The organism is Phaeobacter sp. JH20_02, from assembly GCF_048056915.1.
GTDB classification, from domain to species: Bacteria; Pseudomonadota; Alphaproteobacteria; order Rhodobacterales; family Rhodobacteraceae; genus Phaeobacter; species Phaeobacter bryozoorum.
The window spans coordinates 1-22,901 of sequence record NZ_JAYMVP010000009.1; the positions used below are offsets into that span (position 1 = coordinate 1).

The following is a 22,901-nucleotide window of genomic DNA, read 5'->3' on the forward strand; positions in this document are numbered from 1 at the left end:
ATAAGCCACTTACCCACAGACTCACCAAACATATCCACACCCCAGAACACCCAAAACCCGTGAATCACACCTAACACCGTCAACCTCAGACGGTCTCAGGAGGACCCGAGGCAAAATCCAGAAGAAGGGATGATGCGCCGCTCGATGACGGTACATGGCCGCGCGGGGTAAGTCTGCCGCGCAGATGAGGGTCGGACATATCGAGCCACCTGGATAGACTTCCCCCTGCCTATCGGTGCCTGCCGCAGCCCGTTCGTCATATGTGTCTACTATATGCGTCAGATGTGTGAGCCACGCAGCCGGGGTCGAAAGGCACAGTCCTTGCAGTCCAGCGGAACACGGACAGCACAATATGCTGTCCCCTCAATATGCGCACGCCGCGCCCCCGGCAGGGGACGCGGCGCTTGGCCCAACGGAATTGGGAGCTCTTCCCAATTCGGGCGGGAGGCCTCTGCGAGGCGGCAGGCATAACCCGCCGACAGCATCCGCCGATTATTGCAGTTGAGCCCAGAACAGCTCGAGATGACGTGAAACGATTTCCTGGAAGCGGCCATCCGCCTTGAGCGCCTTCAGCCCCGCATTGATGCGGTACAGATGGGAGGTGCCACGCCAATGGCGTTTCGAGATCACCACATGCAGCCCTTCTTCTGACAGTGGACGCTCCAGCGGGATCACCTGATCGCGCAGCCCTTCGGCAATCAGCGTATTGGCCCCGAGGAACAGGTTCAGCGAGACGGCATCCACCTCGCGCGCCATCAGTTTGCGGAAACAGGCACCAGGATCAGCCGCCTGCACAAGAGTGACCTGACCGCTGCTCAACCACTTGCGGTCGCTGCGTTCCAGATCATGAGTGTAGTAGCCTTCGGGGCGGCAGAGCCTCTTGCCAAGCATGTCGGCGTCGCTGTCGAAGGCAAAGGGTGCATCCGCCCGCACAAAGACCATGATCGGAATGGTCATCAGCGGTTCCGAAAAATGAAAGTTCACACACCGCTTGTCGTCAGGCGTCGCCGAACAATCCGGTTTCAGCCAGGGAAAACCCATGTCGAACTGCTTTTCATCCAGCATCGGGAACAGATGCTTTGACCAGTCCTGCTCCCAGGTGATGGAATAGGAGACCGGTGCCGGGGTCAGCTCCAGCGCCGCGTTCACCAGTTCGGTGACCATGCCCTGTCCGGGCAGCGCCTGATCGGTGAAAGGCGCAAAACCGCCACCGGTCAGAAGCTTCATTTCGGCATCATCCTTACGCAGAGGTGTGGCATCGGGTTCTGAGGCCTGCTGCGCGCAAGGGATATGCAGGGTCTTGCCCGGGATGACGCTGGGTCCTGCGAGCACATGCTGGTTGCTGTAATAAATCAGCGTCCAGCGGCTGCGGTCATTATAGTGGGTTTCGGCAATCGAGAAGAGCGTATCGCCGGGCTGAACCCGGTAATCGACGTTGCAGATGGCATGGGCCGCGCCGGGCGCAAGCCCTGTGGCCATCACCAATGCGACCGCCAGTGTTGAAAGATGTCTCAGCATGGCGCCCTCCCTCAGAAGCCGGCCCAGATCCTGGCCATGTGGTCTTCTATGATGGCCTGATACTGACCATTGCCGCGAATATTGCGCAGGCCTGTGTTGATCATCGACAGCATATCGTCAGCTTGCGGGTGGGTTTTGTGAACCACCACATGGATCCCCAGCACGGACAGGGGCAGCGGCAGCACATCGAACTGGTCCAGCAGGTCATTTTCCTTCATCACGCTGCGCCCGGTGAATTCGTTGATCGCGACGGCGTCGGCCTCTCCCCGGGCGACCATCTCGAAGCAGTCGGCCACCTTATGCGGCTGCTTCAGAGTGATTTTCTTGTCTTCCATCCAGCGGCGACCATAGCCATCCAGATCGAAGGTCAGATAACCAGCCGGGCGGCACAGGGTCTTGCCCTCGATATCGGCGTCACTCTCAAAGGTGAAGGGACGTGACTTATCCACGAACAGCAGCATCAGTGTTTCGAACATCGGGTCCGAGAACAGGAAGTTCACGCAGCGATAGCTCTCCGGCATGGTATCGCAATCCGGGCGGTACCAGGGAAAGCCGAGGTCCAGCAGCGCGTTCGACAGCAGTGGGTCGAAATGGGACGCCCAGTCATCCACCCAGTGGATCGCAAACCCCTGCGCAGGTGCCGCATCGGTCATCGCTGCATTCACCACCTCGGTGATCAACCCGCCGTTATGTGCCGTCTTGGCGGTAAAAGGCGCATAGTCGTCGCCGGTCAGCAGGTTGATCTTGCTGCGCACGGCGGCGGTACCGGGCTTCACCCTGACCGGCGCCGCGACGACGGGCTGTGCATCCGCCACCGCTTTGCCGCCGGGCAATCCGGTGGGCAGCCCGTTCAGGCAGGCCATGGTCAATTCCATCCCGACGCGGATCGCGTCTGGGCGCGGGCCGATGGCGTCGATATTGCGGCTATGGATTGCGCTCCACATGCCCACATCCTTGTAAAGCCGGTCGGCAATCAGCGACAGGCTATCGCCGGGGCGCACCTTATATGTGCCGCCGCAGGTTTCCGCCGCCACGGGTTTGGCCAGCAGGCCTGCGACGCAACACAGCGCCGCGATCAGGTGTTTTCTCATCTTGTCCCTCTTGGGTTTAGCTGGGCGTCCCGCGCCACTGATGGGCGCCGCCTCTTTGTCTCGTGATTTGTTGAAAGCAGGCATCTCTGCAAAGCATCCGTTGCGGCCAATGCAGAAAACCGGGAATCGCGGGCGCCTTGCGCCGGTATTACTGGCCGACGAACAGCGCCAGGATGGTTGCCGTGTCAACGCGCCCATCGGCCCCTATCAAAGCTGCGGGGACCGTGATCGACTGGCTGCGATAGGCATCATTCACCATCTGGTCGATATAGGCGGGCGATTGGCCCTGCCCAACGGCACGCAGTACCATACTATAAAGGGCCGTGTGCGCCTGTGATGCGGCGGGAGCCGGGGCCGCCGGCTGTGCGGCAGCGGCGGTCTGGCTGCCACGGCGCAGCGCCGCCAATGTCCCGGCAGTCATCTGCGCAACCAACGCATCCTCGGCGCTGAGGGGGGCAGCCGTTTCAACAGCTGCTGTCAGCAGCTCTTCGGCGGCGGCACGTTCGGCAGATGTCGCAGTGGGATCAAGCCCGGCCAATGCCTGCGGAGTCAGCAGCTGGGCGACACGCGGCTTGGCAGCCGCAGGCTCTGTCACCTCATCAGATCCGAACTGCAACACGGCCAGGCCAACGGCAAAAAGCGCTAAAACAGCCGCAGCGGCGCCAAGTTTCGCAATCGGGGACATCCCGGTGCCAAGCCCTCTTACCTTTGGCTTTGCCACATGGTTTCCGTGCGTGCCCGGTTTGGCGGTCGAGCTGGCAGCACCGCCTGATCGGGCCTGACCCGTGGCGACCGAGGACACTGCGGCAATATTTGCCGTGTTGCGGGTTTTTCCCGTCTGGGGCGAGCGAAGCGCACTGTTGCTAGAGGTAATCACACCATCAATCCTGACCGTGCGGGCAGACCGATCACCGGCCTCTGCGGCCTCGGAACTTGTTACACTGTCTTTCTTTAAGCTCAACATCGGCTCAAACTACCCCCGGCTGCTCCGAAAATCGCGGTCCAGCCGCGTTTTGTTAACCGATTCTTAACCTTCGAGCGATTCTGCGTCAACATTCTGCGGTAGAATGGTAAACTTCCACAGAACTTGCGATGAACCCGCCCATATAGAGAGTAAAGCGCATCGCTTCCGCTACATGCTGCCCCGAGCGATAGGCAGACCTCTGACCGCAGGAAAGGCGTCGGCGCGGAGGTGTTGCGATGATCGCAGCCTCTCAGATATGCAATCATAAGATGAACGCCCCTGCGGCTTGCGCCTGTCGAAAGCAAACCTGAATGGCTAGGTGCGAACTGCCTGCACTCAATATCCGCAACAATGACTCCTCGGTCAGGGTGGACCTGAGGGTGCAAAGGGCACTCCTGTCGGCGCTGAACCGCGCGGCCCGAGCATCCAGCCTGTCAACAGGAAGATGCCCCGCAGTGACCTGCGGGGCATCAAAGTCCGAAGGATGGAACGCGCGTCGAGGGTAAACCCGCCGCGCTATCGGATCTCTAAATGCGATCAGAAATCCAGGTTTTCCACGCTGAGCGCGTTTTTCTGGATAAATTCGCGGCGAGGTTCCACGACGTCGCCCATCAGCTTGGTAAAGAGATCATCCGCTTCGACCATATCCTCAACCCGCACCTGCAACAGGGTGCGCGCGTCGGGGTCCAGCGTGGTTTCCCACAGCTGATCCGGGTTCATTTCTCCCAGGCCTTTGTAACGCTGTAGCGCCAGACCTTTTTCACCCTCATCGAGGATCGCCTTCAGCAGACCGAGCGGGCCGTGGATGGCCTGGCTGCGGTCACGCCGCACAAGCGTGGCAGTTGAGCCGTAGATCTCTTGCAGGCTGTTGGTAAAGCTCCCTGTTTTCCGAGCCTCACCAGAGCGCAGCATCGGACCGTCCAGTGTCCTGAGCTCTTCGACGCCGCGCAGGATACGCGACAGGCGAATACCGTTATCCTGAGTGATACGGCCACGCCAGCCGCGTTCATATTCCAGCGCAATCAGGTCAAGACGCTGCGCAACCTTGTCGGCGACTCCCTGAAGATCGGCATCAACGGCGCCGGGTACAAAGGCACCGGCGACTGCCGCCTGCTCAAGGATATGGCGCGGATAATGCGTCGGGAAGGCATCCAGAACGCGCTTCAGCTGGCGCGCCTCATCAACCACACGGGCCAGATCCTGACCCACCAGCTCCTCGCCGCTGCCCAGTTTCAGAACCGCGCCGTCGACACCCTGATTGATCAGATATTCATCCAGCGCAGCCTGATCCTTGAGATAGACCTCGGATTTGCCGCGCGACACTTTATAGAGCGGCGGTTGGGCGATATAGAGATACCCGCCCTCGATCAGCTCGGGCATCTGACGATAGAAGAAGGTGAGCAGCAGCGTGCGGATGTGGGCGCCGTCAACGTCAGCATCCGTCATGATGACGATCTTATGGTAACGCAGTTTCTCGATGTTGAATTCATCGCGCCCGATGCCGGTACCAAGCGCCATAACGAGGTTGCCGATTTCCTGACTGCCCAGCATCCGGTCAAACCGTGCGCGTTCGACGTTCAGAATCTTGCCGCGGAGGGGCAGAATTGCCTGTGTCATCCGGTCCCGGCCGGTCTGGGCGGAACCGCCGGCCGAGTCACCCTCGACCAGGAAGACTTCGCTTTTGGCGGGATCTTTCTCTGAGCAGTCCTTGAGCTTGCCTGCCAGATAATTGACATCCATCGCAGTCTTGCGGCGGGTCAGTTCACGGGCCTTTCGGGCAGCCTCCCGCGCGAGGGCGGCTTCGATGATCTTGCCGACGATCTGCTTGGCCTGATTTGGGTTTTCTTCGAACCATTCGGCAAGCTTCTCATTGACGAGGCTTTCAACCACGGGCCGCACTTCTGAGGAGACCAGCTTGTCCTTGGTCTGGCTGGAGAATTTCGGATCCGGCACCTTGACCGATAAGACGCAGGTCAGCCCTTCGCGGGCATCATCGCCGGTAAAGGAGACCTTTTCCTTCTTGGCGATGCCGGAGGATTGCGCATAGTTGTTGATGGTCCGGGTCAAGGCGCCACGGAAACCCGCAACATGGGTCCCGCCATCGCGCTGTGGAATGTTGTTGGTAAACGGCAGCACGGTTTCGTGGTAGCTGTCGTTCCACCACATGGCGACCTCGACCCCGATATCATCCCGGTCACCGGTGATATAGATCGGCGCCTCCATAACAGGGGATTTTGACCGATCGAGATATTTGACGAATTCCTTGACGCCCCCCTCATAGAACAGCTCCACTTCCAGCCGTTCGGCCGGACGCTCGTCAATCAGGACGATCCGCACACCAGAGTTCAAGAAGGCCAGTTCGCGCAGGCGCTTTTCCAGCGTTTCAAAGGAGTATTCCAGGTTGGAGAAGGTATCTGTCGAGGCCAGAAAACGGACCTCGGTCCCGGTCTGATCCCCGCAGTCGCCGACCGCCTTAAGATGTTCCGCGGTATCGCCACGCTCAAACCGGGCGACATGCTCCTTGCCGTTGCGCCAGATACGCAGCTCCAGCCAATCGGAGAGCGCATTCACCACAGACACGCCCACACCGTGCAAGCCGCCAGACACCTTGTAGGAGTTGCTGTCAAACTTACCACCGGCATGTAGCTGCGTCATGATGACTTCAGCGGCTGAGACGCCTTCCTCGGCATGAATATCGACCGGGATACCGCGCCCGTTGTCGTGCACCGAAACACTGGAATCGGCGTGAATTTTCACAACCACCCGGTCCGCGTGACCGGCCAGGGCTTCATCGATGCCGTTGTCGACGACCTCATACACCATATGGTGCAACCCGGAGCCATCATCGGTGTCCCCGATATACATGCCGGGACGTTTGCGAACCGCCTCCAACCCTTTGAGAACCTTGATGGAATCCGCGCCATATTCTGCGGGGGCCTGCTCGTTTCCGGACATTCACATCTTCCTGTCTTTGCTTCAGGATTTTATACGAAGTCTGGCCGGGAATGTCACGCGCAAGCCCCTTTTTTTCTTGGTTGAATCAAGCCGCTCTGGCGCCCAGGGACGCAACCTTGCGCAGCCAAGAATTTACGGTCCCCTCAGAGGCGTCCGTGGCCGGGGCAAAGGAAGAGAACCGGGTCGGCTTGATGCCCACAAACCCAAGGATCTGACTGCTGATAATCCGCTTGATGGCATTGCCGTAGATCAGCCTCAGCCATAGAGCGGGCGTATCCGAAGTGAGCAGCACCCGCGCGGTTTTGCCGGTCAACATCGGTGCGGGTACGCCCATGAAGTTGACGTTTCGCGTGTCAAAGGCCCGCCCCGGCAATAGCGCCCGGTCAAAAACGCCCTTCAGCTTTGCCGGAACGGCCCCCCACCACATCGGGGTCGCCATTACAACGTGATCGGCCCATTCGAGATCGGTCAGAAATGCTGCCAGATCCGGCTCCAGAGGTTTCACATTCTGATACCCCGCCTGGCCATAGTCCATGTCGAAGCGCATCGCGGACAAATCGTGATACCGGACCGCGTGCCCCTCTCCCTCAGCTGCGGCCTGATAGGCCTGGCAGAGCGATTGCGACAGCGAGCTGGGCGCCGGGTGGCCATTGAGGATGATGATTTTTCGCGTGGACATGAGAACCTCTGAATCTTAAAACTGACTAAGGTCAATTTATTCAAAAACTGACCGTGGTCAATATACAAAATGACCACGGTCAAATTCTATGAAAGGTCGCCATGTCCCGCCCTCCGCAGCAACGTCGATTGGAAACCCGCGCCCGCCTGTTGGAGGTCGCCGACGCGCAGATCCTCACCGCTGGCTACAGCGGGCTGAGGGTCGAGGATGTCGTGGCTGAGGCCGGCGTTGCAAAGGGCACGCTGTTTTCGCATTTCGGCGACAAGAACGGTCTGCTCGCCGCATTGATCGGCCCGCGCATAATGGCCGTGCTCGACGAAACCGAAGCCCTCCCTACCCCCGACACTCTGGACGCGCTGATTGATCGTCTGTTGCCGGTGGTTCAGTTCGTGGCGCAGGATCGGGTGATTTTCGATCTGCTGCTGCGCTACTCAGGCACCACCGGCACCGAAACCGATGCGGTGATCACCCAGAGTTTCTTCCGCCAGATCTCTTTGTGGTCGGGATGGGTGGCAGAGCTGCAAGCCAGCGGCGCCCTGCGCCAGGATCAGCCCGCAAATGTCCTGGCCGAGGGGATGCAGGCGTTCCTCAACCATGTGCTCGCCCTGTCATTCTGTGCAGCGCATGATACGCCCAGCAGCTTCCGCGAGGATCTGCTGCTGTATCTCACACCCTGGCTGGCCCCACAGCAGTGAGCAACGCAGGGCGGAACTGATCAGACAAAGGGAATAAGACAGCCGACACCGATCAGCAGGCAGCCCGACACGATATTGATCCGGCGCAGCGTCGGCGGGGATGTGATGTGCCAGCGCACCCGGTGCACCAGAGCGGCCACACATAGATTCCCCACCAATGGCACCAGGAACGACAGCACCACAATGGCAAGGATATCGAGCCACGTCACAGCGCGCAGGTCAAAGAACCCCGGCAGGACGCCCATGTAGAACAGGATCGCCTTTGGGTTGCCCAGAATGACGGCGATGCCGGCGATAAATCCGGCCCAGAGCCCCGGACGGGTCAGGGCGCTGTCGCTTTCGATCCGGGCATCTGCATGTCGCAACAACATACCCCCCATAACCAGAAACATCGCGCTTGCGACCCAGCGCAGCAGCTCCATCAGCCCGGCAATCTCAGACACAATCCACGACACGCCCGCCACTGCAACCAGCGGCCACAGAATATCGCCGCAGGCCACGCCCAGGGCCAGCGGCCAGACCGCCTGGAACCCGCCCGACATGGCCCGTGCAATCACTGCCAGCCAAACCGGACCCGGCGTCAGGAACAGAACGAATAGCCCACCCGCATAAAGCATCAGATCCCAGACAGAGATGCTCATCCCGCCACCACCTCGGAGCCCATGGCGCCTTCCTCTACGGCAAGCATCTGCGCCTTCCCCTCAAATTCTTCAAACAATTCAGGGCCGGTGCCAGTCATCCAGGCCTGCGCCCCGAGCAGGACGATTTCCTGATAGAGCGCTGCGCGGCGTCCCACATCCAGATGCGCCGAAACCTCATCCAGCAGCAGAATAGGAGGCGCGCCGCCTTCTGCAATGAGCGCGCGTGCGTTGGCGAGGATCAGCGATACCAGCAACGCCTTCTGCTCGCCCGTCGAACATTCGCGCGCGGGCAGCGCCTTCGCCTCATAGGTGCCCAGCAGATCGGTGCGATGAGGTCCGAGCAAGGTCCGCCCCGCTGCCAGATCACGGAATCGCCCTTCCTCAAACGCCTCGCGCAGATCCGACGCATTGTCCGGCAAACCGCCGTCGGACTGGATCAACTCCAGTTCCGCCGCAGGAAAAGCCGTCTCTGCAGCCTGTTGCGCCATACGTAGCCGATCGACCGCCGCGGTGCGCGCTGCATGTATGCGATGCCCGCTCTCAGCCATCTGTGTTTCCAGAACCCGGTACCAGGCGGGGTCGCGGATCTGTTCCTTCAGCAGGCGGTTGCGTTCACGCATCGCCCTTTCATAGAGCAGCGTCGCCTCGGCGTGGCCGGGATCAAAGCTGAGCACGATCCGGTCCAGAAACCGGCGGCGCCCTTCGGCGGCCTCGATCCACAACCGGTCCATCGCAGGAATCAGCCAGACCACCCGGCAGATCTGGCCGAGGTCAATCTGGCTGGCAGATTTGTTGTCGATCTTGACCTGTCGCGCCTTCCCGCCCTCGGACCAGGTCTCGACCTCGTAGCTCCGGCGCGCAACGGTCAGCTGCCCTTTCAGCTTCCATCCCAGCTCCTCCGGCCGCCGCGCCATATCGGCGGCACTGGCCCGCCGCAGGCCCCGTCCCGGCGAAAACAGCGAGACAGCCTCAAGAATATTGGTCTTACCGGCACCATTGGCACCATGGATGGCAACCGGGCGCCCGTCCAAATGCAAATCCGCCCGCAGATGCGAGCGGAAGTGCGACAGTGTCAGCTCAGTCAGCGCCAGCATGGGGCGGGATCCGATGTCATCTTTCCAAAAATACTCAAATCGCCCGTTGCGGCGGGCGGCTCAGCCGCCAGGAGAGCAGGCCGTGCCATCGGCCACGTCAAACACGCATCGGCATCACGACATAAACGGCGCTTTCGTCGCTGCCCTCGCGCATCAGGGTCGGATCGCCGGAGGAGTTGAACATGAACACTGCATTTTCACGATCAACCTGATTGGCGATCTCCAGCAGGTATTTGGCGTTGAACCCGATTTCCAGCCGTTCATCGCGATAGGCCACGGCCAGTTCTTCCTCGGCAGCGCCGCTGTCCGGTGCATTGACGGACAGGATCAGCCGATCCTCATCCAGTTGCAGCTTCACCGCACGCGACCGCTCCGAGGAAACCGTAGCAACCCGGTCAACAGCGCGGGCAAACTCCGCCGCGTCCACTTCCAGACGGCGCGTATTGCCTGCGGGGATGACGCGTGTGTAATCGGGGAAGGTTCCGTCGATCACCTTTGATGTCAGGGTAATGCTGGGCGTGGCAAACCGGACCTTGGTCTCGGACACCGAAACCGCGATATCCATTTCGTCGTCATCCAGCAGCTTGCGCAGCTCGCCCACCGTCTTGCGCGGTACGATCACGCCGGGCATATCCTCTGCCCCCATCGGCAGATTGGCGTCGATACGCGCCAGGCGGTGGCCATCGGTAGCCACACAGCGCAGCGCCTTGCCGCCTTCGACCCCATCCGCCACGTGCATATAGACGCCGTTCAGATAATAGCGGGTTTCCTCGGTGGAGATGGCGAATTTCGACTTGTCGAACAGCCGACGCAACACTGCGGCGTTGGCCGTGAAATTGGAATGATATTCCGAAGAAGCCATGACCGGGAAATCTTCACGCGGCAGCGTCGCCAGCGAGAAATTTGATCGGCCTGCCTCAACCGTGAGACGGCCGCTTGCGGCATCGGCTGTGAGTGTGACCAGAGCGCCATCCGGTAGTTTGCGCACGATTTCATGCAGCGTGGTGGCGGCCACGGTGGTGGCGCCTGCCCGCTCGACCTGGGCCGGGGCCTTGTCGACCACCTCGATATCCAGATCGGTCGCACGGAACTGAACGATGTCCCCTTCCGCTTCAATCAGCACATTTGCCAGGATCGGAATGGTATTGCGACGCTCAACCACAGACTGGGCCTGAGCCACAGCTTTCAACAGGGTGCCGCGTTCGATGCTGATCTTCATGTCCCTAAGTCCTCTAACGTCTGGCCGGGAGAAGCAACGTAACGCTTTACCCCTTCGGCACAAGGCTTTTTATGGATTTGTCCAAGGGATTGCCCGCAGCGTCAAGGGCGGATCACCCCGGGCTCGATTTATCCCCGATAAACGTGGCGCTCTGGCATGGCTTGCCGGTTTCACCCGCCGCCGCGCGCGCCCAGCTGTCCTGACCCGGAGGGCAAAAGACCCCGGACGGGCCGGGGTCATTGCGGGACTATTGGGTTTACCGCCTGGGGCGATGATCAACGCGCGATCTGCCAGAACAACAGGAGTGTCTTACGCCTCCAGAGAGCGGCGCAGCATTTCGACATCTTCGGCGATCTGGCCGTCGATTGTCTTCAGCTCTTCGATGCGGCGCACACCGTGCATGACCGTGGTGTGATCGCGGCCACCAAAGCGCCGACCGATTTCCGGCAGGCTGCGACTGGTCAGCTGCTTGCACAGATACATCGCCACCTGACGCGGGCGCGCATAGGAACGCAGACGCTTGGGGCCGATGATATCGGACATGCGGATGTTGTAATACTCGGAGACCTTGCGCTGAATCTCTTCGACCGTGATTTTGCGCTCGGAGGCGCGCAGAACATCGGCCAGACAATCCTGGGTGAGCTCCATGTCGATCTCGCGACCGACGAGGGAGGCAAAGGCGAAGAGACGTGTCAGAGCACCTTCGAGAACACGCACGTTGGTCGAGATACGATGCGCCAGGAACTCCAGCACGCCGTCGGCGATGCGCAGATCCGGATAGGTCTGCATCTGCTGCGCCACTTTGGACTGCAGAATGCCCAGACGCAGCTCGTAGTCGGTCGGATGCAGGTCAACGACCAGACCACATTGCAGACGCGACCGGACACGATCCTCAAGATCCTTGATCTCACCCGGGGCGCGGTCGGCGGAAATGATGATTTGCTTGTTCTGGTCAACCAGCGCGTTGAACGTGTGGAAGAATTCTTCCTGCGTGCTGTCCTTGCCGGCGATGAACTGGACGTCATCGACCATCAGCACGTCCACCGAGCGGAACAGATGTTTAAAGTCCATCATCTTGCGTTCGCGCAGGGCCTGCACGAAACGATACATGAACTGTTCTGCCGACAAATAGAGCACATTCAACTCTGGATTTCGCGCTGTCAGCTCCCATGCAATCGCGTGCATCAGGTGCGTTTTACCCAGACCAACACCACCATAAAGCACCAGCGGGTTGAACGTAACAGGACCGCCATCGGCGACGCGGCGAGCGGCGGCATGGGCCAGCTCGTTCGGCTTGCCGACGACAAAGCTGTCGAAGGTAAAGCGCGGATCCAAAGGCGCAGCCTGCAGCGTGTCGCCCTGATCCTTGGCAGCGTAACCTGTGGCAGCACGGGCGCGCGGCAGTTCGGTCAGCGCCTCGTCATCCAGGTCCAGCGGCAGATCATCGGCAGCGCCCTTGGTCGCAGTGGCAGCCGGTCGCGCCGTCGTATTGGCCGCAACCTTGAAAGCCAGGCGCTGGACCGGTTCACCCGACATGTTCAGCTCATGCAGAATCAGGTCAGCAAAGTTCTGGCTGACGTAGTTGCCCATGAAGTTCGTCGGCACGTTGAAGATGGCAACGCCATTATCAACACGGGTAAACTCCAGAGGTTCGATCCAAGTTGTAAAGTTGTTTTGCCCCACGGTTTTCAACAAACGCTGTCTCAACCGTCCCCAGTTATCTTCCGTCATTCTGCGCCTCACGCGTCCCAATAGCATCGGCCCTTATTTGGCCTCTTGTTTCATCCCCAGCCTGGCCCAATCCCAGACGACGTTCACGCACAACGGATGTGTGTACTGACCCATAGTTTGGGCAGCACTGCCTTGCAGAAGGCAAAGTTCAGGATCGCGTCTAAATCAACCGGCAAGTCGCTTTGCAGCGGTCGAATGGTCGAACCAAATACATACACAATTGGAACAGGCCCGCCGTCTGGATAGATCCAGAAACACAGCAGGAGCGTGGTGCACGGTGTATCGAAATACCTGTGTACCAGCACAATCAGCCTCCTTGAGTCCCATCAAGGATACCGCGAGCAGCCTGTCCCCCCAGCGAGTGAATCGCTGTAACAGTGGTAGCAATTCGGGAGGGGTGGCAGCAACGAAACTATGATGTTGACTCAGGGATTGGGGACAAAGAATCCCCTGCGCCCGCAACCACCGCACCAGCTGTGACCAAAATGCAAAAGGCGCCGCTGAACGCGACGCCTTTGTGTTTTTTCCGGCTTGTCTAGGGGCGGCTGAACGCGGGTGCGATGGAATCAGCAGGCGCCTACGAAAGACCCGATTAGCCCAGCGCTTTGACGCGCGCTGTCAGGCGGGAGATTTTCCGCGCTGCTGTGTTTTTGTGGTAGACGCCTTTGGTCACGCCACGCATCAGCTCGGGCTGAGCTGCGCGCACGGCTGCGGCGGCTGCCTCTTTGTCGCCGGATGCGATAGCTTCTTCAGCTTTGCGAAGGAAGGTACGGATGCGCGAACGACGGGCTTTGTTGACAGCAAAGCGTTTCTCGTTCTGACGGGCGCGCTTTTTTGCCTGAGGCGAATTTGCCATGGTGTAGGACCTAACTTTGGTTTCGTGTTTTCAATAGGCGCAATGCCAGCCGAACCCGGATCCGATCCACCGGTGTGATTCTAGCCAAGCGGGCTGCACGCGCATGTATGGCGGCGGGTAGTAGCGTCAAAACCGACGGAATGCAAGCCACCTCGTCCGCGCTGGTGAGTGGCTGTCGGAATATCCGCATCTGCACGGAAACGCGCAGTCATTCTGCATAAGGTTAAGCAAGAAAACGGCAGGCCCAGGGCCTGCCGTTTTCATTCATTCGATGCTGTCGGTCACTTGTCGCGGAACTGGGCTTCGCGTTTTTCAAGAAAGGCAGCCATGCCCTCTTTCTGATCTTCGGTGGCAAACATCGAGTGGAACACACGACGTTCGAACAGCAGGCCTTCGTTCAGCGGCAGCTCGTAGCTGCGGTTCACCGCTTCTTTCACGGCCATCGCCGTCAGCAGGGATTTCTCCGCAATCTTGTGGGCAGCGGCCGTCGCCTCATCCAGCAGTTTCTTGGCGGGCACCACGCGAGAGACAAGCCCGGCGCGCTCTGCCTCCTCGGCGGTCATGAAACGACCGGTCAGGTTCATATCCATGGATTTGGATTTGCCCACAAAACGAGTCAGGCGCTGGGTGCCACCAATGCCGGCGATCACGCCCAGATTGATCTCGGGCTGACCGAATTTGGCAGTATCTGCCGCAATGATGAAATCGCAGAGCATGGCCAGCTCACAGCCGCCGCCCAGTGCGTAGCCGGCCACAGCTGCGATGATCGGCTTGCGGATCGCGCTGATACGGTCGTTCACATCGGCAAACAGATTGTTCGAGAAAACCTCGGTAAAGCTCTGTTCCGACATCTCCTTGATATCGGCGCCGGCGGCAAAGGCCTTTTCCGACCCGGTCAGGATAATGCAGCGCACCTTGTCGCTGGCATCGGCCTCTTCCAGGGCGGTGCAAAGTTCACTCAAAAGCTCGGAGTTGAGCGCGTTCAACGCTTCGGGCCGGTTCAGTTTAATTTGGCAAACGTGGTCCTGCACTTCGACGTTGATCGTCTCATAGGCCATGGTATTCGCTTTCGATTGTTCCGTTCAGGGAAGAGTCATTATCACGCGACACCTCGCGATCAAGCTATCTTTGGCATTTGCCGCAGTAGAAGGATGATCGCCCGGACTGGACGAGCCGCGCAATGCTCCCGTCACATCCGGCGCGTCGGCAGGGCTTTCCCTCGCGGCCGTATACATCAAAGCTGTGCTGAAAATATCCAAGTTCTCCATCAGCTTGTCGGAAATCCTTGAGCGATGATCCGCCCGCTTTGATGGCGTCTGCCAGGACCTCCTTGATGATCGGGACCAGGGTGGCAACCCGCTGCGAGGCGATCTGCCCGGCCTTGCGCCGCGGTGATATTCCGGCGCGGAAAAGCGCCTCGCAGACATAGATATTGCCGAGACCCGCGATGATTCCCTGATCCAGCAGCGCCGATTTCACCGGCGTATTGCGCCCCCTGAAGGCAGAAATCAGATGATCCTCGTGAAAGGCATTGCCCAGCGGTTCCGGTCCCAGAACTGCCAGCAGCTTGTGCTCATCCGCCGTGGCCGTATCCAGCAGGTCCATGGCGCCAAACCGGCGCGGATCGTTGAAGGTGATGCGCGCCCCATTATCCATATCGAAAACCACATGATCATGTTTCTGCGCCTGCGGATGATCATGAACAAACTGTCCCAAGGGATCCCCAGATACCGTCATGCGGCCCGACATGCCCAGATGCACCAGCAATGTCTCGCCACTGTCGAGGTCGGCCAGGATGTATTTTGATCGCCGCCGAAGCGCATTGACGCGGCGGCCTGTCAGCCGTTCCGCCATACGCTCCGGGAAGGGCCAGCGCAGATCCGGGCGATTTACAGTGGCCTTTTCGATCACCGCGCCCTCCATCGCGGGGGACAATCCGCGGCGCACCGTCTCGACCTCGGGCAATTCTGGCATTACATCCCTCCTGACACATTGCACCAACATGGGGCCGAAGGGCCGCATTGTACCGCCCTTCCAGCGCCCTATAACTGGGGCGACACACAACAAACGGCAAGCCGCATGACTCAGAGATCTGAAGATACCACCCATTTCGGGTTCGAAACCGTGCCCGAGTCGGAGAAGGCAGGGCGCGTGCAGGGCGTGTTCAACTCGGTCGCCTCAAAATATGACGTTATGAACGATGTCATGAGCATGGGAATTCATCGTATCTGGAAAGATGCGATGATGGACTGGCTGTCGCCGCGCCCTGGCCAGCGACTGCTGGATGTTGCCGGCGGGACCGGTGACATTTCCTTCCGGTTTCTGAAGCGCGCAGGCTATGGCCACTCTACGGTGCTCGATCTGACAGCCCCGATGCTGGAAGAGGGACGCAAACGCGCTGAAGCCGCGCAGATGGCCGATAGCCTGGATTGGGTCACCGGCGATGCCATGGCGCTGCCGTTCAAGGACAATAGCTTTGATGTCTACACCATCTCCTTTGGCATTCGGAACGTCACCCGCCCTCAGGAAGCCCTGAATGAAGCCTACCGTGTCTTGAAGCCGGGAGGGCGCCTGATGGTGCTTGAGTTCAGCCAGCTGCCGAACCCGGCCATGCAAAAGGCCTATGACCTCTATTCCTTCAACGTGATTCCCCGCATGGGGCAGATGATCGCGAACGATTATGACAGCTACCAGTATCTGGTCGAATCGATCCGCAACTTCCCCGATCAGGAGACCTTTCTGTCGATGGTGCGCGCGGCTGGTTTTGCCAATGCCAAATACCGCAACCTGTCGTTGGGAATCGCTGCGCTGCACTCCGGCTGGAAGATCTGATCCATGCGTGGACCCCACAATATTATCCGCCTGATCCGCACAGGCGCCACTTTTGAGCGCACTGGCGCCATGAACGTGGTGCTTGATGCTTTCGAGGCGCCGAAACCGCTGCGTATTCTGGCCCGCACCCTTGGCTGGCCGTTCAAATGGCTCGGCTACAAGGGCGATCCTTCGATGCCGCCCGCCACCCGAGCGCTGACCGCGCTGGGGCCTGCCTACATTAAGTTCGGTCAGGTGCTATCGACCCGACCCGATGTGGTCGGTGACGATCTGGCGCTACAGCTGCGCGTTCTACAGGACAAGCTGCCGCCGTTTTCCCGCGCCGAAGCCATGGCACAGGTCGAACACGAGTTGGGCCAGCCGGTCGAGCATATCTATTCCGAATTCAGCGAACCGATTGCGGCGGCCTCCATCGCGCAGGTCCATCGCGCAAGGCTCGTCGAGAGCGGTCGCGAAGTGGCGGTGAAGGTTCTGCGCCCCGGCATCGAACGCGCCTTCCGCAAGGATGTGGACGCATTCTATTTTGCCGCACGGATCGCCGATTTGTTTGCGCCCGGCGCGCGGCGGCTCAAGCCGATGGATGTGATCAAGCATTTCGACGGCGTGGTGCAGGGTGAGCTGGACCTGCGACTGGAAAGCGCGGCAGCCTCGGAATTTGCCGCCAATACCAAGGATGACGACGGATTTCAGCTGCCGGAAATCCTGTGGAATCACTCGGCCCGCCGGGTCATGACACTGGGCTGGGCCGATGGGCTCCCACTTGGCGACAATGCCGCGCTGGATGCCGCTGGCCACGATCGCCGGGTGTTGGCGGAGCGCGTGCTTTCGCTGTTTCTGCGCCATGCGTTGCGCGACGGCTATTTCCATGCCGACATGCACCAGGGCAACCTGAAGGTCGCCGCCAATGGCGATATCATCGCCTATGATTTTGGCATCATGGGGCACATCGACGAGTACACCCGCCGCGTCTACGCCGAGATCCTCTTTGGCTTCATCAAGCGTGATTACAAGCGGGTGGCCGAGGTGCATTTCGAGGCCGGTTACGTACCGGCCGACCGCGATGTCGATGAATTTGCCCGTGCGTTGCGCGCCGTGGGCGAGCCGATTTTTGGCATGGATGCCACCCATATCTCAATGGGTCGCTTGCTCAACTACCTGTTTGAGGTGACCGAACGTTTTGGCATGGAGACCCGCACCGAGCTGATTCTGCTGCAACGCACCATGGTGGTGGTGGAAGGCGTGGCGCGGTCGCTGGATCCGCATATCAATATCTGGAATTCAGCGCGCCCCGTGGTTGAGGACTACATCAAAAAATCCATCGGCCCGCGCGCGGTGGTCGGCGATCTGATGAGCACCGCCAAGGTGATGGCGCGCTTCGGCCCCCGCCTGCCCGCGCTGGTCGAACAGGCGCTGATCGCGCAGACCCATGAAAACGACGACCGAAGCCGACGCCGCCAAGGGGCGTCCGGCTGGGTTGTGCCCGGTCTTTGCGGATTGGGGCTGGGACTGGCCATTGCCTTTGCATCGGCTGCGCTCGGCTAGGGCCGTCAGCGCAGCCGATTCAATACCGTGAGCGAGGGGTGACCATCGGGTGTCAGACCCATCGCCAGTTGATAGGCGCGCAGGGCGGCGCGGGTTTTTGGCCCGATCCGCCCGTCCGCGCCGCCGGTGCCATATCCCGCCCCTGTCAGCCGCTGCTGGAGTTCGCGCCGCTCCTTGTAGGTCAGGGGGCGGCTATCCTGCGGCCAGCTGGCCAGAATCGGACCACCGCCCCGCAGCCGGTCGCTCAGATGACCGACGCCGATAACATAGGCATCGGCTGCATTGTAACGTTCGATGGCCGCGAAATTTCGATAGACCATGAAGGCCGCGCCCTGCGCGCCTGAGGGCAGCAGCAGCGCTCCCTCGCCATGGTCGGGCAAGGGGCTGCCATCTGCACGGGTAACGCCCAGCCTGCGCCAGCTCTCTGCGGATTTGGTGATCTTGCGATCCGCCTGCGCATAGTCGAAACCGGCTGGCAGTCGGACCTCCAGCCCCCATGGCTGACCTTTTACCCAGCCAAACCGCTTGAGATAGGCTGCGGTTGAGGCCAGCGCGTCTGTGGGATCCTCCGACCAGATATCGCGTTTGCCATCCCCGGTGAAATCCACGGCATAGGCCAGATAAGATGTCGGCATGAACTGCGTATGCCCCATGGCACCTGCCCAGCTGCCCGTCATGGCACGCGGGGAGACATCGCCAGCCTGAAGAATCTTCAAGGCGGCGATCAGCTGGCTCTCAAAGAAGGCCCCGCGCCGCCCGTCAAAAGCCAATGTGGCGAGCGAACGGATGATTTCACGCTCCCCACGAAACCGGCCATAGTTGCTTTCCATGCCCCAAACAGCCGCAACGACTTCCTTGTCGACGCCATAGCGGGCCTCGATTCGTGCCAGCGTCTGCGCATGGTCGCGCAGCGCCGCCTTGCCGTTGTCGATCCGCGCCTCGGAAACCGCGCGCTCAAGGTAGGTCCAGATAGGAGTGACAAACTCTGACTGATTGCCATCCCGCTGCACAATATCCGGGTCAAAACTCACATCGGCAAACGCACGGTCCAAAGTGGCCTGCGACAGCCCCTCGGCCCTTGCCCGGGGATGAAAGGCCGTTATCCAGGCCTGAAAGGCGCGCTGCTTGGCGGCCGAAACGCTGGGCTGTTCCGCTGCCGTTGTCTGCTGTAGCGGGCGCGTTCGAGGCCGCAATCGCGGCTCCGTCACAGCCGAAACAGCCACCGGGCGGGCAATCGGTCGTAGGGAAACCTGCGGCGGCTGCGACGTCGCCCCCTCCACCACCTGTCGGCCGGTTGCAGCCGGCGGGCTGGATTGGGCGCCAACAGCAGTCATCATCAATGCCGCAACCATCGCCGTTTTCAGGAGTATCTGCCTTCGGGCGCCAAGATCGTATCGCATCTTACACCTCATTTTTTTCTGCTCGCTGCCAGTCTACCCGCATCGCAGGTTCCCACAAAGCGCCGCTGAAGGGATGTGCGGAGGTTTGCCGATCTGCCGGGATCAAGCCTCGGACGGATCCGGGGCTGCGGTTTGGACTGGCCCGCAGGCGACACGATCGGCCCGCATCTGGGCCAGCGCATCCCGCAGCATCGGGACGCGTTGCGGGCGAAAGCTGATGTTTGTCGCCTCGAACCCGGCAATCCGATCCACCCGAAACACCCGCACATCATCGCGCAGCCCGCACCAGGCGATCAGCACCGTGGAGCGATCGAAATAGACCAGTCCGAGCGGTTTCACCTGCCGCTTGGTGACGGCGCCTTTGGCATCGCAGTAGTCCAGCAGGACCTCGACCTCGTCCCATGTGGCACGGCGCAGATCCGCCAGCGCAATACCCGGCGGCTCCGGTCTCTGAAAGCGATAGGCTGACAGGACAGCATGGCGCAGCCTGTGGGCCTGCCGGTCCGGCAATCTGGCCTGCAACTTTCGCAAGGCCTCGGCGGCGGCATCCGCCAGTTCCGGATCGCCGATCTGCTGAACTTCGCGCAGTCCCAGAACCAGCGCTTCCAATTCAGTGTCGCGAAACCCCATGGGCGGCAATGCGTTGTCTTCGATCAGGGTGAAGCCATAGCCTGCCTCTCCGTCGATAATCGCCCCCATCTCGCGCAGGGTTGCGATGTCCCGGTGCACGCTGCGGGCCGAAATTCCCAGATCCTGCGCCAGTCCGGCGGCGGTATGAGGACCGGCACCCTGGCGCAGCAACTGCATAAGCTGAAAGAGACGATGAGATCGAGACATGTCTCATACTCTCTAACTCTAATGACAGTTTCTGTCATCACGCGCCGCTAAAACAGAGAGACCATTCATCAAGGAGCCAAACGGATATGATACGCCCCTTTGCCAGCGCCGAAGTCGCTGCCGTCTTTGATCAAGCCCCCCCGGACGCGCGCGAAGGCCTGTTGCGTCTGCGGGAGCTGATCTTTGAGGTTGCAGAGAATGCCCCGGAGGTCGGGGCGGTGGCCGAGACATTGAAATGGGGTCAGCCGTCATATGCGGCGGCGCGCTCCGGGCTTGGAACACCGCTGCGGCTGGGACCATCGAAGCACGCGCGATTCGCCCTGCTCGTTCACTGCCAGAGCAGAGTGATCGACAATTTTGCCAGTCGCTATCCAGCCTGGGACAAACTCGACGGGACCCGCGGCGTATTGTTCGACCGGGTCGAAGATGTGGAGCCATTGCGCCACGGCTGGTTGATCCGTCACGCGCTGACCTATCATGCCTCCACGACCGCAGCCGGTGAGACCCGGGTTGACCCGGACCGTTTCAACTAGAGCCTAACAAGGGGCGCGCCGCTGTCAGCTGCGGCGCTTTCTCTCCACCTTGCGCTTGATCTTGCTGCGCTTGGCCTTTGCTTTGGCGGATTTGCGTTTCACCGAGCGCCCGGCCGGGCTGCGGCGTCCGCTGCCGCCCCCCGCAGGCATCGGCTTGTCGTCGATAGACAGAAGTTCAAGCTCCAACCCACCGGTCACCGGGGTCGCCTGTGCCAATCGCACCTTCACCCGCTGGCCGATGGCGATGATCAACCCGGTATCGGAGCCCATCAAGGTTCCCGCCTCGGCATCAAAGTGAAAGAACTCCCGGCCGATGGACCGGACGGGCACCAGGCCATCAGCCCCGGTTTCGTCCAGTTTCACAAAAGCGCCAAAGCGCGCGATGCCGCTGATCCGGCCTTCGAATTCATTGCCGACCCGTTCGGCCAGATAGGCCGCCAGATAACGATCGGTGGTGTCCCGTTCCGCCATCATCGACCGCCGCTCAGTCTCGGAGATATGGGTGGCGATCTGCTCCAGACGCTCAATTTCGAAGGTCGCCAAACCGTCGTCGCCCCAGCCATGGGCTGAAATCAGCGCCCGGTGCACGATAAGGTCGGCGTAGCGACGGATCGGTGAGGTAAAATGCGCATAGTTGCGCAGGGCGAGACCGAAATGCCCAAAGTTCTCAGGCGCATAATAGGCCTGCTGCATGGAGCGCAGAGTCGAGATGTTGATCAACTCAGCGTCATCGGTGCCCGCAGCCCCATGCAGCAGTGCATTCAGATGACGGGTCTGCAACACCTGCCCTTTGGCCAGCGAAAGCCCGGCCGCGCGGGCGGTTTCGCGGAGCGCTTCCAGCTTCTCTGGTGCCGGTTCCTCATGCACGCGGAACAACAGCGGAGTACGCTTCTTGATCAGGGTCTCGGCGGCCGCCACATTGGCAAGCACCATGAACTCCTCAATCAGCTTGTGCGCATCCAGCCGGTCGCGGAAATTAACCGAGACGACCGTGCCGTTCTCGTCCAGAACAATCTTGCGTTCGGGTAGGTCGAGATCAAGCGGCTGACGGTCTGCGCGCGCTTTGACCAAGGCTGCGTAGGCAGCATAAAGCGGCTTGATAACAGGCTCTAAGAAGGGGCCCGTGCGATCATTCGGCGTCCCATCCATGGCCTCCTGCACTTCCCCGTAGTGCAGCGATGCCGCAGACCGCATCAACCCGCGCACAAAGCGATGGCCGATCTTGTTTCCATGCGCATCAATCTGCATCCGAACGGCGATACAGGCGCGCGGCACCCCTTCGTGGAGGCTGCAGAGATCGCCGGACAGACGGTCAGGCAACATCGGCACGACCCGATCCGGGAAATAGCTGGAATTGCCGCGTTTACGGGCCTCGCGATCCAGCATCGACTCGGGGCGCACATAGGCCGCGACATCGGCAATCGCGACCCAGATGACATGGCCACCGGGATTCTTCGGGTCGTCATCCGCATGGGCATAGCAGGCGTCGTCATGGTCCCGTGCATCCGCCGGGTCGATGGTGATCAACGGCAGATCGCGCAGATCTTCGCGCCCCTTCAGCCCCATGGGTTTGGCCGCATCGGCCTCCGTAATTACCTCATCGGGGAAATGGTCGGGGATGCCGTGCTGATGGATGGCGATCAACGAGACCGCCTTGGGCGCTGACGGATCACCAAGACGGTCGACAACGCGGGCCCGCGGCAGGCCAAGACGCGATTTCGGTCCGGCCTGCTCGGCTTCAACCAGTTCACCGTCGCGCGCACCATGGGTGGCGTTTTCCGCGACCGCCCATTCCGTCGATGCCGATTTGTCGATAGGCACGATACGACCGCCTTCATCACCCTTGCGGAAGATCCCGATGACCCGGCGCGGGTTCGTGCCAATACGGCGGATGAGCCGTGCCTCATAGTGATATTCGGCGTCCTGAACCAGGGTTAGACGTGCCAGGATCCGATCCCCCTCGCCCAGCGCAGGATCGGACGCACGCGGCATCACCAGCACGATGGGTTCTACGCCTTCGCCGTGCCATTCCAGCGGACGCGCAAAAAGATCGCCATCGCTGTCCGGAGCCTTAACCTGAAGGACACTGACCGGCGGCAGGCGCTCCGGGTCGCGGTAGGTTTTCTTGCGCTTCTCCAGATGGCCTTCTGCCTCGAGCTCCTTGAGGATCCTTTTCAGGTCGATCCTGTCGGAGCCTTTGATGCCGAAAGCCTTGGCGATGTCGCGTTTAGAGTTATGGGTCGGATGGGCTGAGATCCACTCGAGGATTTCTGCCTTGGAAGGAATACGGGTCATAGGTCTGAGCTACCACGCC

The 22,901-nt window shown here is 60.5% G+C and carries 19 protein-coding genes; 4 read left to right on the plus strand and 15 right to left on the minus strand.

What is annotated here, in order from left to right; translation table 11 throughout:
* Positions 1-492: 492 nt before the first annotated feature.
* The 5 genes from VWY34_RS01655 to VWY34_RS01675 all read right to left on the minus strand — a co-directional run bounded on the left by VWY34_RS01655 (position 493) and on the right by VWY34_RS01675 (position 7,207).
* Positions 493-1,518, minus strand: coding sequence for a transporter substrate-binding domain-containing protein (locus VWY34_RS01655; RefSeq protein ID WP_416534280.1), 1,026 nt, complete (start codon positions 1,516-1,518; stop codon positions 493-495).
* Positions 1,519-1,529: 11 nt separating this feature from the next.
* Positions 1,530-2,609: a peptidoglycan-binding protein LysM gene (locus VWY34_RS01660; protein ID WP_416544591.1), complete on the minus strand. Its 1,080-nt coding sequence runs from the start codon at positions 2,607-2,609 to the stop codon at positions 1,530-1,532.
* A gap of 148 nt (positions 2,610-2,757) precedes the next feature.
* Entirely contained in the window at positions 2,758-3,294 is a 537-nt protein-coding gene (locus VWY34_RS01665; protein WP_416544590.1) for a hypothetical protein, read from the minus strand.
* Positions 3,295-4,110: 816 nt separating this feature from the next.
* The gene (gyrB, locus tag VWY34_RS01670; RefSeq protein WP_416544589.1) at positions 4,111-6,528 is read right to left on the minus strand and encodes a DNA topoisomerase (ATP-hydrolyzing) subunit B; all 2,418 of its coding nucleotides are present in this window, start codon (positions 6,526-6,528) and stop codon (positions 4,111-4,113) included.
* An 85-nt stretch (positions 6,529-6,613) separates the two neighbouring features.
* Positions 6,614-7,207, minus strand: coding sequence for an NAD(P)H-dependent oxidoreductase (locus tag VWY34_RS01675; protein WP_416542751.1), 594 nt, complete (start codon positions 7,205-7,207; stop codon positions 6,614-6,616).
* A 101-nt stretch (positions 7,208-7,308) separates the two neighbouring features.
* Here VWY34_RS01675 and VWY34_RS01680 point away from each other — a divergent pair, with 101 nt between their 5' ends.
* A complete protein-coding gene (locus VWY34_RS01680) occupies positions 7,309-7,902 on the plus strand; it encodes a TetR/AcrR family transcriptional regulator (RefSeq protein ID WP_340547237.1) in 594 nt (197 codons plus the stop codon).
* 20 nt (positions 7,903-7,922) lie between these two features.
* Here the strand turns inward: VWY34_RS01680 and VWY34_RS01685 are convergent, their stop codons facing one another.
* The 7 genes from VWY34_RS01685 to mutM form a co-directional block, all read right to left on the minus strand.
* A complete protein-coding gene (locus VWY34_RS01685; RefSeq protein ID WP_340547236.1) occupies positions 7,923-8,543 on the minus strand; it encodes a LysE family translocator in 621 nt (206 codons plus the stop codon).
* Complete coding sequence (gene recF / locus VWY34_RS01690) at positions 8,540-9,637, minus strand: DNA replication/repair protein RecF (RefSeq protein WP_416544588.1); 1,098 nt, start codon at positions 9,635-9,637, stop codon at positions 8,540-8,542. Before recF ends, VWY34_RS01685 begins: the two co-directional genes overlap by 4 nt.
* Positions 9,638-9,734: 97 nt before the next feature.
* A complete protein-coding gene (gene dnaN / locus VWY34_RS01695) occupies positions 9,735-10,856 on the minus strand; it encodes a DNA polymerase III subunit beta (RefSeq protein ID WP_340547234.1) in 1,122 nt (373 codons plus the stop codon).
* Between the two features lie 309 nt (positions 10,857-11,165).
* Positions 11,166-12,587 (minus strand): chromosomal replication initiator protein DnaA, encoded by a 1,422-nt coding sequence (gene dnaA / locus VWY34_RS01700; protein WP_340547233.1) that lies wholly within the window; start codon positions 12,585-12,587, stop codon positions 11,166-11,168.
* Positions 12,588-13,179: 592 nt separating this feature from the next.
* Positions 13,180-13,443 carry a 30S ribosomal protein S20 gene (gene rpsT, locus VWY34_RS01705; protein ID WP_340547232.1) on the minus strand — a complete coding sequence of 88 codons (264 nt, stop codon included), beginning with the start codon at positions 13,441-13,443 and terminating at the stop codon, positions 13,180-13,182.
* 281 nt (positions 13,444-13,724) lie between these two features.
* Entirely contained in the window at positions 13,725-14,501 is a 777-nt protein-coding gene (locus tag VWY34_RS01710) for an enoyl-CoA hydratase (RefSeq protein ID WP_340547231.1), read from the minus strand.
* 64 nt (positions 14,502-14,565) lie between these two features.
* Positions 14,566-15,417: a bifunctional DNA-formamidopyrimidine glycosylase/DNA-(apurinic or apyrimidinic site) lyase gene (mutM, locus tag VWY34_RS01715; protein WP_416544587.1), complete on the minus strand. Its 852-nt coding sequence runs from the start codon at positions 15,415-15,417 to the stop codon at positions 14,566-14,568.
* 105 nt (positions 15,418-15,522) lie between these two features.
* Here mutM and ubiE point away from each other — a divergent pair, with 105 nt between their 5' ends.
* On the plus strand, positions 15,523-16,275 hold the full coding sequence (ubiE, locus tag VWY34_RS01720; RefSeq protein ID WP_340547229.1) for a bifunctional demethylmenaquinone methyltransferase/2-methoxy-6-polyprenyl-1,4-benzoquinol methylase UbiE: 753 nt from the start codon (positions 15,523-15,525) through the stop codon (positions 16,273-16,275).
* A gap of 3 nt (positions 16,276-16,278) precedes the next feature.
* Positions 16,279-17,817, plus strand: coding sequence for a 2-polyprenylphenol 6-hydroxylase (ubiB, locus tag VWY34_RS01725; RefSeq protein WP_416544586.1), 1,539 nt, complete (start codon positions 16,279-16,281; stop codon positions 17,815-17,817).
* Between the two features lie 5 nt (positions 17,818-17,822).
* Here the strand turns inward: ubiB and VWY34_RS01730 are convergent, their stop codons facing one another.
* Together VWY34_RS01730 and VWY34_RS01735 are read right to left on the minus strand one after the other, a co-directional pair.
* Positions 17,823-19,217, minus strand: a complete 1,395-nt coding sequence (locus VWY34_RS01730; protein WP_416544585.1) for a lytic murein transglycosylase — start codon at positions 19,215-19,217, stop codon at positions 17,823-17,825.
* A 102-nt stretch (positions 19,218-19,319) separates the two neighbouring features.
* Positions 19,320-20,054, minus strand: coding sequence for a helix-turn-helix transcriptional regulator (locus VWY34_RS01735; protein WP_416539834.1), 735 nt, complete (start codon positions 20,052-20,054; stop codon positions 19,320-19,322).
* An 86-nt stretch (positions 20,055-20,140) separates the two neighbouring features.
* Between VWY34_RS01735 and VWY34_RS01740 the strand changes: the two genes are divergently transcribed.
* Positions 20,141-20,587: a DUF1801 domain-containing protein gene (locus tag VWY34_RS01740; RefSeq protein ID WP_416551595.1), complete on the plus strand. Its 447-nt coding sequence runs from the start codon at positions 20,141-20,143 to the stop codon at positions 20,585-20,587.
* Between the two features lie 24 nt (positions 20,588-20,611).
* Here the strand turns inward: VWY34_RS01740 and rnr are convergent, their stop codons facing one another.
* Positions 20,612-22,882: a ribonuclease R gene (gene rnr / locus VWY34_RS01745; protein ID WP_416544584.1), complete on the minus strand. Its 2,271-nt coding sequence runs from the start codon at positions 22,880-22,882 to the stop codon at positions 20,612-20,614.
* Positions 22,883-22,901 lie beyond the last annotated feature (19 nt).